This window comes from Paenibacillus daejeonensis DSM 15491 (assembly GCF_000378385.1).
Lineage (GTDB): Bacteria > Bacillota > Bacilli > Paenibacillales > Paenibacillaceae > Paenibacillus_D > Paenibacillus_D daejeonensis.
In genome coordinates this window covers 1162629-1178457 of sequence record NZ_KB899659.1, presented here as the reverse complement: position 1 = coordinate 1178457, position 15829 = coordinate 1162629, and the positions used below count along the sequence as shown (strand labels likewise).

Annotated in this window: 17 protein-coding genes; 11 read left to right on the top strand and 6 right to left on the bottom strand. The window is 52.5% G+C overall.

What is annotated here, in order from left to right; genetic code table 11:
- Nucleotides 1–25 precede the first annotated feature (25 nt).
- A complete protein-coding gene (locus F556_RS33345; RefSeq protein ID WP_020615974.1) occupies nucleotides 26–1054 on the top strand; it encodes a C40 family peptidase in 1029 nt (342 codons plus the stop codon).
- Between the two features lie 339 nt (nucleotides 1055–1393).
- On the opposite strand, the gene F556_RS0105825 is transcribed toward F556_RS33345, so the two are convergent.
- Both F556_RS0105825 and F556_RS0105820 read right to left on the bottom strand, forming a co-directional pair.
- Entirely contained in the window at nucleotides 1394–2425 is a 1032-nt protein-coding gene (locus F556_RS0105825; RefSeq protein ID WP_020615973.1) for an HD-GYP domain-containing protein, read from the bottom strand.
- A 99-nt stretch (nucleotides 2426–2524) separates the two neighbouring features.
- Nucleotides 2525–3262, bottom strand: a complete 738-nt coding sequence (locus F556_RS0105820) for a molybdenum cofactor biosynthesis protein (RefSeq protein WP_020615972.1) — start codon at nucleotides 3260–3262, stop codon at nucleotides 2525–2527.
- Nucleotides 3263–3366: 104 nt separating this feature from the next.
- Here F556_RS0105820 and moaA point away from each other — a divergent pair, with 104 nt between their 5' ends.
- From moaA to F556_RS33335, 8 genes are all read left to right on the top strand, one after another.
- On the top strand, nucleotides 3367–4368 hold the full coding sequence (moaA, locus tag F556_RS0105815) for a GTP 3',8-cyclase MoaA (protein WP_020615971.1): 1002 nt from the start codon (nucleotides 3367–3369) through the stop codon (nucleotides 4366–4368).
- An 18-nt stretch (nucleotides 4369–4386) separates the two neighbouring features.
- Nucleotides 4387–4863, top strand: a complete 477-nt coding sequence (locus F556_RS0105810; protein WP_020615970.1) for a hypothetical protein — start codon at nucleotides 4387–4389, stop codon at nucleotides 4861–4863.
- A 40-nt stretch (nucleotides 4864–4903) separates the two neighbouring features.
- Entirely contained in the window at nucleotides 4904–6346 is a 1443-nt protein-coding gene (locus tag F556_RS0105805; RefSeq protein ID WP_020615969.1) for a bifunctional metallophosphatase/5'-nucleotidase, read from the top strand.
- A 126-nt stretch (nucleotides 6347–6472) separates the two neighbouring features.
- Nucleotides 6473–7600 (top strand): HD-GYP domain-containing protein, encoded by a 1128-nt coding sequence (locus F556_RS0105800; protein ID WP_026297131.1) that lies wholly within the window; start codon nucleotides 6473–6475, stop codon nucleotides 7598–7600.
- Between the two features lie 141 nt (nucleotides 7601–7741).
- Nucleotides 7742–8878 carry a radical SAM/CxCxxxxC motif protein YfkAB gene (gene yfkAB / locus F556_RS0105795; protein WP_026297130.1) on the top strand — a complete coding sequence of 379 codons (1137 nt, stop codon included), beginning with the start codon at nucleotides 7742–7744 and terminating at the stop codon, nucleotides 8876–8878.
- Between the two features lie 28 nt (nucleotides 8879–8906).
- Nucleotides 8907–9938, top strand: a complete 1032-nt coding sequence (gene ytvI, locus F556_RS0105790) for a sporulation integral membrane protein YtvI (RefSeq protein ID WP_020615966.1) — start codon at nucleotides 8907–8909, stop codon at nucleotides 9936–9938.
- A 269-nt stretch (nucleotides 9939–10207) separates the two neighbouring features.
- Nucleotides 10208–11059 carry a sugar phosphate isomerase/epimerase family protein gene (locus F556_RS36090; RefSeq protein ID WP_020615965.1) on the top strand — a complete coding sequence of 284 codons (852 nt, stop codon included), beginning with the start codon at nucleotides 10208–10210 and terminating at the stop codon, nucleotides 11057–11059.
- Nucleotides 11060–11085: 26 nt separating this feature from the next.
- Nucleotides 11086–11583, top strand: coding sequence for a TraR/DksA C4-type zinc finger protein (locus tag F556_RS33335; RefSeq protein ID WP_020615964.1), 498 nt, complete (start codon nucleotides 11086–11088; stop codon nucleotides 11581–11583).
- A 95-nt stretch (nucleotides 11584–11678) separates the two neighbouring features.
- Here F556_RS33335 and F556_RS0105775 read toward each other — a convergent pair whose 3' ends face one another.
- The 4 genes from F556_RS0105775 to F556_RS0105760 all read right to left on the bottom strand — a co-directional run bounded on the left by F556_RS0105775 (nucleotide 11679) and on the right by F556_RS0105760 (nucleotide 13419).
- Entirely contained in the window at nucleotides 11679–12203 is a 525-nt protein-coding gene (locus F556_RS0105775; RefSeq protein WP_020615963.1) for a DUF420 domain-containing protein, read from the bottom strand.
- Nucleotides 12204–12341: 138 nt separating this feature from the next.
- Nucleotides 12342–12911 carry a manganese catalase family protein gene (locus F556_RS0105770; protein ID WP_020615962.1) on the bottom strand — a complete coding sequence of 190 codons (570 nt, stop codon included), beginning with the start codon at nucleotides 12909–12911 and terminating at the stop codon, nucleotides 12342–12344.
- Between the two features lie 26 nt (nucleotides 12912–12937).
- Nucleotides 12938–13201 (bottom strand): spore coat protein CotJB, encoded by a 264-nt coding sequence (locus tag F556_RS0105765; RefSeq protein WP_020615961.1) that lies wholly within the window; start codon nucleotides 13199–13201, stop codon nucleotides 12938–12940.
- Nucleotides 13198–13419 carry a spore coat associated protein CotJA gene (locus F556_RS0105760; protein WP_020615960.1) on the bottom strand — a complete coding sequence of 74 codons (222 nt, stop codon included), beginning with the start codon at nucleotides 13417–13419 and terminating at the stop codon, nucleotides 13198–13200. The genes F556_RS0105765 and F556_RS0105760 overlap by 4 nt, the downstream gene beginning before the upstream one ends.
- A 162-nt stretch (nucleotides 13420–13581) precedes the next feature.
- Between F556_RS0105760 and F556_RS0105755 the strand changes: the two genes are divergently transcribed.
- Together F556_RS0105755 and F556_RS0105750 are read left to right on the top strand one after the other, a co-directional pair.
- Nucleotides 13582–14289 (top strand): M50 family metallopeptidase, encoded by a 708-nt coding sequence (locus tag F556_RS0105755; protein ID WP_020615959.1) that lies wholly within the window; start codon nucleotides 13582–13584, stop codon nucleotides 14287–14289.
- A 103-nt stretch (nucleotides 14290–14392) separates the two neighbouring features.
- Nucleotides 14393–15643 carry a DUF445 domain-containing protein gene (locus tag F556_RS0105750; protein ID WP_020615958.1) on the top strand — a complete coding sequence of 417 codons (1251 nt, stop codon included), beginning with the start codon at nucleotides 14393–14395 and terminating at the stop codon, nucleotides 15641–15643.
- Nucleotides 15644–15829 lie beyond the last annotated feature (186 nt).

The following is a 15829-nucleotide window of genomic DNA, read 5'->3' as shown; positions in this document are numbered from 1 at the left end:
AGAATAGTGCAGGAGGGGCATTAACATGAACAAAACAAGCCTTCGCAAGCGGGGGCGGACATTGCTCTTGACTAGTTGCTGTCTGGTAATGGCATTGCAGCTAGGAGGGTGCGGGACACAAGCGCGAAATTCAGAGCCACAGGAGCAAGGAACGAGCCAACTGCGTTTACTTGCACAGGGACAGTCAGCAGTTGAGGTATTTGAGCTGGAAGGGCTCGATTATGTGGATATTGGTCAAATGGCGCAACAGATTGGCTTTAAAACGGCATGGTCAGAGGATAGAAGAGAATATCGTATTGGTGATCACGATGTGATCTGGCGTTTTACTCCGGATTCGCGCAAGGCGAATAAAGAAGAAGCCGACAGCGAAATGGAAGCTCCGGCACGCAAGCACAACAATAGCTTGGCCCTTCCCGTAGCGGCTGTTCAAGCTTTATTTAGCGATGAAGCGGTTTTTGCATTGCAGGAGAAGGAGATTATCATCTTCCCGTCCCCGGATTATAAGGATCCCGAGTCCGGTGGAGGAGAGAGCTTCGCAGATGACCCACAGGACCCTTCACGGACCCCTGCCAAGGTGGATAAGCCAGAGCAGGGTGAGGCCCGTCAGGCGGGACGTGCTGCACCAGAGGATCAATCGGTGTTGAAGGCGCTGGTGAGCAACGGCCGTGAGATAATCCAAGAAGCAGCCAAATACGATGGCGTGCCCTATTCATTTGGAGCAGAGGAATATAGAAGCTCGAAGCGTTTCGATTGCTCCTCCTTTACCCGTTACATCTATAGCAAATTTGGACACTCCCTCGCACGTACAGCAAGAGCCCAAGCGAAAACAGGCGTGTATGTGCCGCGATCTTCTTTGCGTGTTGGAGACTTGATGTACTTCTATGTTCCCGGGCGATTCAAAAGCAATAAAAAAGTGGGGCATGTCGGCATTTACATGGGAGATCAGAAAATGATTCACTCCAGCCCATTGCCGGAGGATGGAGTTCAAGTCACTGACATCAATAAAGCGTACTGGAAAGAAACCTTCTTGTTCGCCAAGCGTCTGCCGGACTAGATTGGGGCTGGGGTTTCTATACGGAACACAATGCGGTGGGCATGACTGTTCATCTCTAACGGACACCATGACCGCTATTTCACTCCAAATCGGTCGTTTGAAATTGTAACGGCCATATAAGCACCTATTTGCCGTGTTGGTGCCTGTTTAAGTATGATTTCGGTGAAATAAGTGCGTGGGTGGCCGTTAGATTGGTGAACCAAGCAAAAAGGGTGAAATAAGCGCGTGGGTGGCCGTTAGAGCAAGAGGCCAACGGGAACAAAACAGAATGAAGCGGCTAGCACCTCCGAATGGGGCGCGCTAGCCGTTTTAATTTGTATTATATTGTCCTGCGCACTATTACATGCGGACATGGACAATGGCGTCGCCGTGGTGATGAGACAAATCCAGAAATCCGGTCTCGAGCTGGATTAATGGCCGGAAGAAATCATTGGCATTTGTCATGACGATAACCCCGGTACGACCCGAGGTAAGCTCAACCTGCTTGCCGATGAAGTTGGGAATCATGTGACGGATAAAACAATGCACGGCATGAGGATCAAGCTGGCCAAAACTAAGCATATGCAGCTCTTGCAGCACATAGAGGAGGTCTCTGCTTTGCTGATACACCCTTGATGAAATCATGGCGCTATACACATCAGCAATGGCTACGATTCTAGAGACTTGCGAGATGGCCTCGCCCTTCAGACCGTGCGGATAGCCGCTGCCGTCCATCCGTTCGTGATGCTGCAGCGCAGGAATAGCCAGCTCCTCTTCCGCAAAGGATTGGCGGATGATATCGTAACCGTATTGGGGATGTTTTTTTATTTCATCGAATTCAGCCGGGGTCAGCTTCCCGGGTTTATTTAAGATAGCGTTTTCAATCCGGCATTTTCCGATATCATGCAAAAAGCCTGCCCTGCCGGCTACCAGCGCCTCTTGCTCATCCAACCCCATCCAATTGGCGAGGTAGTATGAGAGCATGCCCACCTGTACGGAGTGCTGATACGTATAATCGTCCTTGGTACCGAGCTGCAATAGCATGGAGACCACATCACGCTGCTGGCGCACGGTTTCCGCGAGTGGATGAAATGCAACCTCCACAGCTAGCGGATCAACGGCTCCCGCCCGGCGCGCGTCCGCAAAGAGTGCCTCGCACTGACGGGTAGCTTCCTGATACACCAGGTTCACATCGGCTGCAGCGTCTGCCAGTTCGTCGGTGTCCACTGCTCGCTGTTCAATATCGACATAATCGATCTGGTGCTGATATAGCTTGGAGATATCTTGCGAATAAAGTTTTGTGCCCTGAGAAAGCACATTCAAGCCGTTTGGATTAAAAATGTCGTTGCTGAGGCGATCGCCTTCTCGCAATTCTGTAACGTGCACCTTCATATGACACCTCATTTACGTCATTTGTCCTATTTTAACAAGTGACGCGACATATGGCAATATAAGGTACTCGAATTTTGTTGAATTTTTGGATCTTTTGTCCTATTTTTGTTCGCTCAAAGGATTCCAAGGTCCTTGCTGATGTCCTTTCCACTCAGACCCGTCCTCCCAGATCTCTTTTTTCCAAATCGGGACAATTTGTTTGAGGCGCTCAATGGCATACCGACTTGCTTCATAGCACGTATCGCGATGAGGAGCGGAGACGGCAATGACAACGCTTATCTCGCCAACCGGGACACTGCCGATCCGGTGGGCGATCGCGCAGCGTGTGCCCGGCCAGCGGTCGCTAATTTCATCGCCGATTTGTCGCATGGATTTGAGTGCCATCGGGACATAAGCCTGGTACTCCAGCAAAACCGTACGTTGGCCGGCTGTCCACTCCCGCGTCGTGCCAATAAAACTGAGGGCGGCACCGTGCTCCGGAACAATGATGGATTCCTCGGTCTGCTGGGGGGAGAGCGGCAGGGAACTGATCAAATAAGGACCGTCAGACTCGTGTAAATAGTCATCTCCCAGTTCGGTATCCTCGCCGCCAGACACCGGGGGAAGCAAAGCCAGCTCATCTTGATGATGAACGGTATCGCTATCGGCAGCATAGGCGTGATTGCGGGCCAAGAAGCTGGCACGCAGTGCTGATTGCTGCTCGGGGTAGTGTTCAGCAAGCTTCAATTTAAGCTCATGCACAGTCAACTCTGCATGATCAGCGATGAGCTGGAGAAAGGTCTGGCCGAATCGTTCGGACAATCCGGCGAATAACTGAATAGTGAATGTATAGCTCATGATAGAATACCTCGCATACACAAAGTTTAGAGTAGAACTAGCATATCATAACGGGACGAAAAATGTTATGCTAGGGCAGTGGAATCAAGAAAGGAGTGCAAGCGATGACTGGATTAACTGACCGGTTTGGCCGGGTTCATAATTACCTGCGTATTTCCGTCACCGATCGCTGCAATTTGCGCTGCCTGTACTGTATGCCTGAGGAAGGGGTAGCGTTTGCGGACACATCGACTCTGCTGTCATACGATCAGATTGTCGAAGTGGTAGAGGCAGGCGCCGAGCTTGGCATTAGCCGGCTGCGCATTACAGGCGGTGAACCGCTTGTGCGTCCGGGATTGGCCGATTTGATCAGCCGTCTGTCGAACATCCCCGGAATTGAAGATATTGCTCTGACCACCAACGCCCTGTTGCTGGCTCCCCAAGCGGAAGCGCTCCGGGCGGCAGGCTTGTCCCGGGTCAACATTAGCCTGGATACCCTGGAGTCGTCGCGTTTTCGCATGATTGCCCGGCGCGGCGAATTGAAGAAGGTGCTACAGGGCATTGAAGCTGCAGCTGCAGCGGGATTTGCTCCCATCAAGCTGAATTGTGTTCTGCTCAAAGGGATCAACGAGGATGAAATCGCGTCTTTTCTCAAGTTGGCCTATGAGCAGCCGCTTCATGTAAGATTTATCGAGTACATGCCGATCGGGCATGCCGACGAGAATTGGAAAAAACATTATTTGCCGCTCTCGCGTGTCCATGAAATTGCAGCGGAGCAAGGATACAATGTCATTCCCGGAGATGCCATCAGCGGCAACGGTCCTTCGGAGAATTGGACACTGGTTGGAGGCAAAGGCTCATTTGGCCTGATTCACCCAATCAGCGACCAGTTCTGCAGTCAATGCAATCGTCTGCGACTGACGGCGGACGGGTTCATCAAGCCCTGTCTGTACTGGATGGATGAGCTGGATGTACGGCCGGCGCTTGGCGACCGGAGCCGGCTCCTGGAGCTCTATTCGCGAGCCATGGATCTGAAGCCCGAAAGCCATGAAATGGCGGCGAAGCTGGCGGATGAATCACAAAGCCATGAGCCGACAAGCCGGAGAATGTCCCAAATCGGCGGTTAAGGATACAGGAGGACACAGATGACCACAGAACCATGGCAAATAAGGATCGAACACGAAGGACTCGGATCTTTCGCGGTCTCGGTGGATGAGATAAAGGAGCAGGGCGGCACTTGTTTTCCGATTCGTGAGCGCGTATCGGGTGCGTCTGGCCTGGCTGTTGATTTTCGCACCTGGTATACAGCGTGGCGGCAGCAGCTCGGGTCAGCCGATTCAATTCAGGAGCCAGCGTCCCTGCACGTAAAGGCCCAGGACACCTTCGAGGCGCAAATTCCTTGGTCGCAGCTGGCGGATGCCGCACTGGGGATTGCAGATGATGATGGCAGTCCACTTAGCAGGGGCGGCCCGGTACGCCTATATGTGCCGAGCGGTTCCAGTGACTGTCTGCATGTGAAGCAGCTTGTGCTGCTGCAGTTCGCACACACCTCACTGCCCAATGACGAGGCAACCTACGGGTTCAAGAACGTATTTTCACCGGATGAGTTAAGAAAAGGGTAGTTGAATCTTCGAATGCATGCCACATGCGGAGGAGGTCAGTATGGAATTCAACGCGGCGCCTACTAGACAAGTAATCTTGCTTCACAGTAACGACATTCACAGCCGCTTGGAGCAAGCGGCCCGCATCTCCTCACTTATTACTGAGGAGCGCCGCAGCCGCGGCAGCGATCGTGTGCTGGTGCTCGATATCGGAGACCATATGGACCGAATGCGCCTCGAAACCGAGGGAAGCGATGGTCTGGTCAATATCGCGCTTCTCAATGAAGCCGGTTATGATGCGGTAACACTCGGCAATAATGAAGGATTGACTTACGGTATGGCTGATCTGGAGCAGGCTTACCGCAGACATGCTAGATTCCCGGCGTTGTGCGCCAATCTCATTGACCGACGAACAGGCGAGCTGCCGGAATGGCTTATGTCCAGCCTGATTGTGACCAAGAACGGGATTCGTTTTGGGCTGGTAGGAGTGACAGCGCCATTTAGCGAATTCTATACGCTGCTGGGCTGGGATGCCCGAGACCCGCTGGAGGCGATCCGGGAGGCGGTCTCGCGAATTCGCTCGGCCACCGATGTCATCGTCGTCATGTCCCATCTCGGTTTATCGTCTGATGAACGAATCGCCAGGGAAATCGACGGAGTAGACCTGATTCTGGGCGGGCATACCCATCATCTGCTGGAGGAGCCTCTCCAGATCGGTCAGACCACGATCTGTGCTGCAGGCAAATTCGGCGAGTATCTCGGCCGTGTGGAGATTACGATCGATCCTGCTACCGGACGTCCGATCATTCAGGGAAGTTGCGTGCCGGTGGCTGCCGCTCCGCTCGACCCGGAAGCTGATGCCATCATCCGGAGCTATCGGGCCTCAGGCGAGCAGAGGCTGAGTGCACGTGTCTCCCGATTGGTAGAGCCGTTGCCGGCAAACAGTGAACGCGAGTCGCCGCTGACCAATTTGCTGGCAGCAGGAATCAGGCGCTGGACTGGAGCCGATATTGGCATTGTGAACAATGGACAATTGTTGGGAGGCTTGGCCAAAGGCGATGTGACACAGGGGCAACTGCATGCCTTGTGTCCTTCGCCAATCAATCCTTGCCGCGTCCGATTGCGCGGTGCTCACATCCGCCAGGCGCTTGAGGAAGCCTTGCTGCCAGATTACACGGGGCTGGCAATTCGCGGCTTCGGCTTTCGGGGGCTGGTGCTCGGGACGTTAGCGGTGGACGGTCTGGAGATTCGTTATGATGCCTCGGCCGCCGATTATGCGAAGCTGACCTCCGTTACGGTAAATGGACAACCGCTTCTTGATGATTGCAGTTATATTGTGGGCACGATCGATATGTTCACCTTCGGAATCGGTTATATGAGTCTTCGCGAGAGTGAAGAGACCATCTTTTATTTGCCTGAGTTTATCCGTGATGTATTGGCGCATGAACTGGCTGATTCGGACGCGGTTGCAGATAGTCGCAGAAAACGGTGGCGAACCGTTTAACGATGCTTAATACTGCCGTATTGTTGAAGGCAGCTTCATTTGTTTGCCGAGCTTACATTAACATTACGAGCGGGAGTTGCCGATAATAAAGGCACGACAAATGACGACGGGCAGGGATCGATAATTATGCGCTTGGTGCCCATTACAATGTGCCAACCCGGCATGAGATTAGCCAAACGAATATTTTCGGAGGATGGGCTCGTGCTGTTGGGCAAGCAGGTAGAATTGACACAGCAGCTGATCATGAGACTTCAGCAGTGCGGCGTGGATTTCGTCTACATAGAAGATGCTCTGACAGAGGATCTGGTTGTCCCGGAGATGATCAGCGATGAGACCAGAATCAAGGCGCTAAGCGAGATTCGAAACGGCTTTAGGGAGCTTATGAGTCCTTCCAGACGGAATAAGGGTCTGCATACCCCTTATATAGCCAAGCAATTTCGCAGTGTGATGTCCATGGTGCTGGAGGAGATTAGCGATCACAAGGGTGCCATGCTCATGTTAATGAATATGGGGCTGGTCGACCATTATCTATTTCAGCATTCTCTCAATGTGTGTATTTACACGACATTGCTCGGCATGTCGGACGGCCTCAGCCAGGAGGAGCTCATTACGCTCGGCATGGGAGCATTGCTGCATGATATCGGAAAGACGCAGATTTCTACGGATGTACTCATGAAGCCCGGCCGCCTCACGGCAGAAGAGTACAATGAAATGAAGAAGCACACGGAGCTTGGATTTCGTCTGCTTAAGGATGAACCCAATCTTCCGCTCATCGTCGCGCATTGTGCATTCCAGCATCATGAACGGCTCGACGGAAGTGGCTACCCGAGAGGCATCAAGGGCTCAGAGATTCACGACTACGCCAAGTGGATTGGTCTGGTGGACTCCTATGACGCCATGACGACTAACCGGGTGTATCGGAGTCCGATGCTTCCGCATCAAGCCATCGAGGGGCTGTACGCCGGTACCGGGACCTTATATGAACAGCGGATGGTACGTCTGTTCCGTGACAAAATCGTCATCTATCCGGTTGGGGTCACGGTGCGACTCAATACAGGAGCTGCAGGTGTTGTCGCAGGCTATGATCCGCTGTGCCCGCATAGACCGGTTGTAAGAGTTCTGTACGATGAAGAGGGGCGTGAGCTGTCCCAGCCCTTCGAAATCGATATGATGAAGCAATTGTCTGTCATGATTACCCGCGTGAATGAGCAAAACGTGGCCACCCCTGCAACTGTGGAGAAAACCATGGGATAGAGGTTTGCAGGAAATACTACCGGGCTCCCCTGCCTCTTGAGCAAGAGAGGCGCGGGGGCCGTTTTTGGCATTGCATGCCGCATCGCTGACCTTTACAATAAGATCAGCAAGGAATACTTCAAGAGTCAGGTGCTGATAATGATGCAAGTACTAACGGACGGAAGCCGTATGCTTCCTGCGATATCCCCTTCATGGGACCCTTGGGATCCAATATTGTCGCTGCGTGAGCATGGCAAACACGTGTTAACCAGTGTGGAGATGACGATGTCCAATCTGTGCAATATGCGATGTGAGCACTGCGCTGTTGGCGATACATTGGTCTGGAAAGAGCCGCAGAAGCTGCCGCTTGACAATATGCTGCGCCGCCTTGATGAAGTCGAGCATTTGCAGACCATTTCCATTACAGGCGGTGAGCCTACCTTTTCCGAACAGACGGTGCAAGAGTATATCGTTCCGCTGCTGCGTTATGCCCGTGAACGAGGGATACGGTCGCAGATCAACTCGAACCTCACGCTTGATTTGGGCAGATATGAACAAATTGCTCCTTTTTTGGACGTCATGCACATATCATTTAATTATACCGGGTTGGACGACTTCCACCAGATCGGCTTCGCCAACTCTCCGCATGCTGTACAGCGTGGGACAGCAGCCAAGATGTATGAGCGGATGATCGATAACTCGCAGAAGCTCAGCAAGGGCGGTTTATTTGTATCCGCTGAATCGATGATCAACTACCGAACCCACGAGAAGATTGCGGAAATCCACCGTCTGATTGTTGAAATGGGCTGTCTCAGGCACGAGGTCCATCCGATGTATCCGAGCGCTTTTGCCGCCAATTTGCCGGTCATCACGAGGCAGCAAATGATGGACGCCATTGCCAGGCTGCTCGAGCATAGGGATCCCGAGGTATGGATGCTGTTCGGTACGCTGCCGTTCTACGCTTGCAGCGATAATGAAGCCGAACGGATACTGCTGCGAACGCTGCAGCAGACGCCTGGCGTAACGGTTCGCAACGATCCGGATGGACGCAATCGGCTTAACGTCAATCTGTTCACGGGAGATGTATTTGTGACCGATTTTTCAGACGTGGCTTCATTCGGCAATATCGCGAATGACCGGCTGGATGATTTGTTCGGGCGCTGGTGCGAGAGCGAGTTGGCGCAGAGTGTGGATTGTCGCTGCCCAGCGGCAAGCTGCTGCGGGCCGAATCTTCTGGTGAAGGATATGTACTACAACGAAGTCGATTTCAGGATCAGGAAGGCTATAGACCCGGTATAATCGCTCTCCGGAGGAGGAAGTGCATCGGATGTCCCTGCGTGCGCTGGCCATGATTGTCGTCGGGCTTGTTCTTTTGTATTTGTTGTTTACGGCGGGTGCACCGTTTATGCTCGCCTTGGTTGTGGTCATTTTTTTGGAGCCGTTTATCCAGCTGTTTGTTCGGCGGGGCCGTATGAACAGGCTGGCTGCCGGTGCCGTTGCCAGCTCCTTGTTTACCATTACACTGCTGGGATTAATCCTCATCCTGGGAGCCAAGGTCATCGCTGAGCTGATTGCTTTTTGGGAACGTGTACCGGAATATGCCAGTGATGCCAGTCGATACGCGCAAGAGGCTTTTTCCGGACTACAGACGTATTACTCCGGGCTCTCGCCGGAAACGGTTGTCCAACTCGAACGCTGGATGTCCAGCTTTTCTTCCTCGGTGACCGGAATGGTGAGTACGATATCTGTCTCCTTCGTCAACTTCGCCGCCGGTATTCCGGGCCTGTTTATTTTCTTCATTGTGTTTCTCGTCGCTGTCTATCTGTTCAGCTTCAGTCTGCCTGCCATCAAATCAACCTTCCTTTCCTTCTTCGATGACAGCTCACGTGTGCAAGTCGATGTTGTCCTGCAAAATTTGCGTTCCTCGATCTTCGGCTTTTTGCGCGCACAACTGGCGCTCAGCGCCATGACCTACCTGATTTCCTTAATTGGACTCCTCATCCTCAATATCAAATATCCACTCGCCATCGCTCTCCTCATCGTACTTGTCGATATCCTGCCGATCCTTGGTACGGGTTCCATTCTTGTCCCCTGGGCCGGTTATCTAATTGCCACAGGCGAGTCTTCTACCGGCATGGGATTGATCATTCTCTTTCTGGTTATCACCGTCATTCGCAGAATTGTGGAGCCCAAGGTGCTTGGCGATGCCGTCGGCATCAGCGCGCTGGCTGCCTTAATCAGCCTGTATGCGGGATTCAAGCTGGTTGGCATTGTTGGTGTGTTCCTTGGTCCATTGGTCGTCATCATCTACATGGCTGCACGCAAGGCAGGGCTCTTCCAGGTCAAAATCAAGCTATGACCACGAACCCGATCTGCCCATTCGCGTTAGAAAGCCGACTGGGAAGGGTAAGTACCTTCAAGAAGCAATCCCGATTACCAGGCTGCCGAAAGGGCCGGAGAGGCACGGAATCGAGTCTGGAGAAGCGAAGCGTTCGCCTTTGTCCCCGGATTTCAACCGCTGAAGCGGTCAATAATCAAAAAATCTGGGGACAACAGCGATCGTAAGACCGATCCGTGACCGTAGGCTCCTTTTGAAGGACGCCTGGATATGGATGAGGAGGGATAGATATGACCTTGTATTCTGTCAACAGCTGGTCGTTTGAACGTGATCTGGGTCCCTTGCGGATGATCAGTTGGAATAGCGAGAAGCGTGAACATACGCTGACCATTGAATCACACCCTGAGCGGATGACACTTCCCGAGTTTATCATTCGTCTGGGTGAAGCGGGCTATGAGGCGTTGGAGCTGTCCTACGCGCAATTTCAAGAGAGCACGCCTGAGTATCTGGAAGAGCTGCGAACCGTTGCAGAACGTTCGGGGGTGCGGCTGGCCTCATTGCTGATCGACGATGGCGATCTGTCAAGCTCCGATCCGCACCGCCGCAGGGTAGAAGCGGCCTGGTTCAGCAAATGGATTGGTATCGCATCAGCTGCAGGCTTTGAGAGAATCAGGTTTAGTGCCGGAGCCTCGGATGCGGGTGACGCTGAGGCGATCCAGCGAGCGGCAGACGGCTTTCTCATGCTGGCCGAAGATGCCAAGTCCAAAGGCGTACGCGTCATGACCGAAAATCTGGGTCCGCTGCTCTCGGATGCCAAGAGCTGCTTGGCCCTCATGGAGCGATGCGATGGAAAGATCGGTTTTACGGCTGATTATGGCAACTTCAAGACGGACAAGTATCGTCAGCTTGCCGAAGTGATGCCCTATGCCGAGACGGTCCATGCCAAGGCAGATGTGACGAATAGCGGCACTCTCGATGTGGAGGATTTCCGACGTTGTGTAGAAATTACCGCTGACAGCGGATTCCAAGGCCCCTTATCACTGACCTATCTGGAGGATGGAGAGGTATGGGAACGACTCGCTGAGATGAGAAAAGCCGCCGATGAAGTTTTGGCGTCAGCCAAAGGCGTCCAAACGCGCTGAGCCCAACCTGAGAGGAGAGGAACAAGATGTCTCATTTAACATCTGTGCAGCTCCAGCAGCTACGAAGCCAATTGGAGCAAGAGAAGAAGGATATTGAGAACCATTTGAATGAAGCAGCAGCCACTGAAGAAGAGCAAGCAGGAGAATTGTCCTCCTATGACAATCATCCCGGTGATCTGGGCACCGAAACCTTCGAGAAGGCCAGGGACATGGCCATTGATGAATCCATGGAGGAACGTCTGGAGCAAATCGAGGCAGCCCTGGTCCGAATGGATGATGGCACCTATGGGCACTGTGAAGTCAGTGGTGAGCCCATTCCATTTGAACGACTGGAGGCGGTGCCGTATACGACGCGTACGGTAGAGCATGTGGACGAGGCGCCAATAAACGAGGAACGACCTCCGGAGGAAGAGGTTATGACTCGCCCCCCTGCCGGTGCTGGCGAAGGGCGGCAAGCGGGGAGCGGCAGATTCGATGATGCGGGTGCCTGGGAGACGGTAGAGGATTATGGCAACGCCAAATAGACGAGCGCCGAAGAGTGATCGACACAAAAACGGCAAGTCACCGAAATGTCCCGGAGACTTGCCGTTTTTTGCTGAGATTCCTATGCTAATGGCGATCAATAATATGGCGAGATCAGCAGGTAGACGATAACTCCTGTCCCGCTCACATACAACCAGATTGGCATGGTCCATCTGGCAATTCTGCGGTGCTGCTCAACCTTCATGGTCAGCCCCTTGAACACAGTAATGAGGGCTAGCGGCACATTGAGGATGGCCAGCAGGATGTGGCTGATCAGAACGAACAAGTAGATCGCCCGCATCACAGAACTGCCTCCGAATACCGCCGGTTCAGTCAGGAAGTGATAGGTGACGTAGCAAATCAGAAAAAAGAAGGTCGTCACGAAGGCGGCAAACACGAAATTTCGATGTAGCTTGATGTTCTTCTTCTTAATAGCAAATAGCGAAAGCATCAGGAAGGAGAACGTAAACACGTTGAAGATAGCATTCATTAAAGGAAGAATCGTGATGTCGAAGCCGACGTCGCCATCATATTGTGGCAGAAAAAATAAGGCAGCGATCGCTCCAATCAAAACAACCGAGAAGATGTAAATCGCTAAGGTGTAGTTCCGAGATTTGCCCACAGGTCCAAAGCCTCCATTCTAGATTCCGAGAACGAACAGTTCACTTTCTAGAATAGACGATATTGGACAAGGAACACAACAGTGGATTGTTACAGCTTCTTGACAGCTTGATTGCCCACGTGGAGTGGGACCATGGAGTTAATAGATTTTTTGCTGCTCGCGGTCGGCCTTGATGATCTCGACGGCTTCCTTGAACCGCATCGCATGCACGATTTCACGTTCGCGCAGAAACTTCAGACTGTCCTGCAGGTCTACGTCATCCGTCATATCAATTAACCATTGATAGGTTGCCCTGGCTTTTTCCTCGGCAGCGATATCCTCGTACAGATCGGCAAGCGGGTCGCCCTTGGCCTGGATATAGGCTGCAGTCCATGGAACGCCAGCAGCATTGTTATAGAACAAGGCACTGTCGTGACTGACATAGTGTGGTCCTAGTCCGGCAGCTTCCAGCTCTTGGGGAGATGCGTCTTTGGTCAGCTTGTAGATCATCGTGGCGATCATCTCGAGATGGGCGAATTCCTCTGTGCCGATATCGGTTAGCAAACCAATGACTTTGTCTGGTATGGTGTACCGCTGGTTAAGGTAACGCAAGGCGGCAGCAAGCTCTCCATCGGCTCCGCCGTATTGTTCGGCCAGGTACTTGGCCATTCGTACGTCACACTTACTAACCTTCACAGGGTACTGCAGTTTTTTTTCGTAGACCCACATGGCCTAGCCTCCTTTTGGTTCGCTTTTTAGACTTGCCATGGCCAGGGACTTTGCGACCATTGCCAGGGAAATTTACTGTAGCTGTGACCGAATTGCAGCAAGGGTCCATAACGAAGCTCGAAGGCATGAGCGCATTGCTGACGCTGTTGGGCCAACTGATTAAATTGCTGCAGCGCCTGCATATCATTGGGATGGGTATCCAAAAACAGAGTTAACTCCACCAGCGCAAAGTCCAGCTGCTGCAGTTCAAGCAGACTGCTGTAGTATTGTTCATCCAGTGTTGTGGTCACTGGGGCTCCCCCTTTCTGGACCTCGGCTCATAGGGGCTGTACAGCGCCGGCCACAGCGTGCCAGCCCGCAAGGCTTCGGCGAGGGGAAACTGCGGCAGATTCATCGGTTGAAATACCATGTACTGATTGGGTGGCACAACGTAGGTTTTAACCAAGATGGGCGGACAGGGGTCGAGCGGACTTCGAAATGGCTGCCATGATCGTATCTGATTGTTCACGCGGTTACCTCCTTCTGACAACTCGGATAGATGCGGAAGCGCAGCATTAGCTTCTGTTTCTGCGCTTTTTTGCAGCAGGACAGTTTCTCTGGGGTTCTTTGGCATGGTACAATAGTCTGGCTTGCGCTGGAACGTTAGAGAACCGAGAGGCGGTGGAGCTACATGAGAAAATGGTCAACCATTTTGCTCGTATTGATCGGGGCGCTGATCCTCACCCGGCTGCTGCCGTTTTCCTCCTTTTTCCGAATGCTGGATACGATGGTTCATGAGTTCGGTCATGCCATTGCTACGCTGATGCTATCGGGTCATGTGGAACGGATCGAATTGAACAGCGACCATAGTGGAGTCACCTATTCGGCTTTATCTTCCCATTGGCGGCTCATCGTTGCATCGCTTGCCGGTTATCCGGCGGCATCACTGTTCAGCGTTCTGTTATTTTACCTGTATCACAAGCGCAAAGCGGCAATGGGACTGATCCTTTTGACAGCAATAGCAGCTGTGATGCTGGTGTTTTTTGTCCACTCGGGGTACGGGGTTTGGTGGCTTGTCGGTTTTGGGGTGGTAAACAGTGTTATTTTATTACTGGGTCCAAAGATACAGAACATCTATTATCTGATGCTTGCCATACTGGCGCTCACGGAGTCATTCGTATCCGCGCTGTTCCTTCTGGTCGCTGCTCTGACGCAGCCGTCAGCAGCTGGTGATGCGGCGAATCTGCAACGGCTGACGGGGATTCCCGCTGCATTTTGGGCCGTCCTGTTCGTGGCTATCGCCTTATGGTGTGTCCGCGCAGGCTTGCAGTTGTTAGTCCGCGGGCGTGTTGAACGAAGGCCTGAGGCTGCCTCAGGGCGTATGAGCGGCAGTGTTTGATGGAGGGGCTCAGGTATACAAGGTTAGACGAAAGGGAAAGGACTTACCAAGTACGGAACCATTTTGGATTTGCTAAGCAAGGCTGTTGGAGGCTGATGAAGAGATGAACACCAGGAATATTGCGACATTGTCGCTGCTAGCTATGGCCCTCGGGTTTGTGGTGATGCTGTTTTTGCCGGATAATCTGCTCGTTGAGCTGCTGAAGGGTGGATTTGAGGCGGGGCTGGTTGGAGGAATTGCAGACTGGTTCGCAGTAACGGCTTTGTTTCATCACCCACTGCAGATTCCGATTCCCCACACGGCTCTGCTGATCAAGAATCGTGTCCGGATCATTCAATCGCTGATTTCGGCTTTGGAGAATGAACTGCTAAACAAAGAGAGTATTCAAAATAAGCTGCGCAGCTTCAAGCTCATGGAAGTCCTCTCTGGTGCCGTGCTGCGCCAGCTGCGGAAGCCGGCATTTCGGCAAGCGGTTCTCCGCTCCGCTCAAGAGGTGATAGGCCAGCTGCCGCTGGACAAAGCGGTGGCACCGGTACAGTCCGCTGTCCGCAATTATGTGGCTCAAGCCGACTTGGCAGGGACGGGGCAAGATTTGCTCAGTCGAATGATGGAGAAGGGCTATGACGAGAAGGCGCTGGATTATGTACTGGAGGAAGCGATTGAATGGGCGCGCAAGCCTTCTACACAAGCCATGTTGGGCAAACGTGTCAGTGAAAAACTCTCCGAAATCCAAATGGGTGGGTTGATGGGGTTTGCCATTCAGGCCTTCTCGGGTTTCATGAGTGAAGACAAGCTGGGGCCATTATTGCAAAATATGGTGCTGGAAGAGCTGCGCAAGCTCAGGGATGCGGATAACGAATCCAGGGCAGCGTTGCTGCGGGAGTTGCGTATCCGATTGTTTATGCTCCCAGATAACGAAGCTTTGGTTGCCCAGCTTAAGGGCGCCGCGGAAGAACAGCTAGAGAGCGAACGTTTTGGTGCTTTTATTCTGGCGCGTCTGGAGGAGCTCCGATCGTCGATTGTTACAAGACTATCCAACGAAGAAGAGCAGGGCGGCGGAATCGTGTTACGCGGCTACATTTCCTTCGTGCGCTATTTGGGTAGACGTCCTGAGCTGCCCAAGCAATGGGAGGAACGTGTCATTGGCTATGTTGTGGAGCTGGTTGAGACGCATCACTACCGGATCGGTGTACTGGTAAGGGAAAATCTGGAGAAGCTGGACAACAAAACATTGGTAGCAATGATTGAGCAGAAGGTAGGCAAGGATTTGCAGTGGATCAGAGTCAATGGTGCGTTGTGCGGATTTGTTGTTGGTGTGCTGTTGACTGTATTACAGCTGGCGATTGGACGCTAAGTGCATCGGCTCAGCTTCTCTTGTGCAGGTGTGCGAACAGTCGAAAAGCAGGCTGGGAGCCACCTGTTTTTATATCCAAGCGGGAGAAAATTAAAATTGTACTGAATTTGTCACATTTTAAGCGTGATTGACGATTGAATTTTTATTTTCATGGATTCATGTTTTTCTTCTGACGCCAAAAAGGGT

Coding starts and splice junctions, on each gene's coding strand:
- F556_RS33345 (WP_020615974.1), top strand. CDS start 26: ATGAACAAAACAAGCCTTCGCAAGCGGGGGCGGACATTGCTCTTGACT.
- F556_RS0105825 (WP_020615973.1), bottom strand. CDS start 2,425: ATGAAGGTGCACGTTACAGAATTGCGAGAAGGCGATCGCCTCAGCAAC.
- F556_RS0105820 (WP_020615972.1), bottom strand. CDS start 3,262: ATGAGCTATACATTCACTATTCAGTTATTCGCCGGATTGTCCGAACGA.
- moaA (WP_020615971.1), top strand. CDS start 3,367: ATGACTGGATTAACTGACCGGTTTGGCCGGGTTCATAATTACCTGCGT.
- F556_RS0105810 (WP_020615970.1), top strand. CDS start 4,387: ATGACCACAGAACCATGGCAAATAAGGATCGAACACGAAGGACTCGGA.
- F556_RS0105805 (WP_020615969.1), top strand. CDS start 4,904: ATGGAATTCAACGCGGCGCCTACTAGACAAGTAATCTTGCTTCACAGT.
- F556_RS0105800 (WP_026297131.1), top strand. CDS start 6,473: ATGCGCTTGGTGCCCATTACAATGTGCCAACCCGGCATGAGATTAGCC.
- yfkAB (WP_026297130.1), top strand. CDS start 7,742: ATGCAAGTACTAACGGACGGAAGCCGTATGCTTCCTGCGATATCCCCT.
- ytvI (WP_020615966.1), top strand. CDS start 8,907: ATGTCCCTGCGTGCGCTGGCCATGATTGTCGTCGGGCTTGTTCTTTTG.
- F556_RS36090 (WP_020615965.1), top strand. CDS start 10,208: ATGACCTTGTATTCTGTCAACAGCTGGTCGTTTGAACGTGATCTGGGT.
- F556_RS33335 (WP_020615964.1), top strand. CDS start 11,086: ATGTCTCATTTAACATCTGTGCAGCTCCAGCAGCTACGAAGCCAATTG.
- F556_RS0105770 (WP_020615962.1), bottom strand. CDS start 12,911: ATGTGGGTCTACGAAAAAAAACTGCAGTACCCTGTGAAGGTTAGTAAG.
- F556_RS0105755 (WP_020615959.1), top strand. CDS start 13,582: ATGAGAAAATGGTCAACCATTTTGCTCGTATTGATCGGGGCGCTGATC.
- F556_RS0105750 (WP_020615958.1), top strand. CDS start 14,393: ATGAACACCAGGAATATTGCGACATTGTCGCTGCTAGCTATGGCCCTC.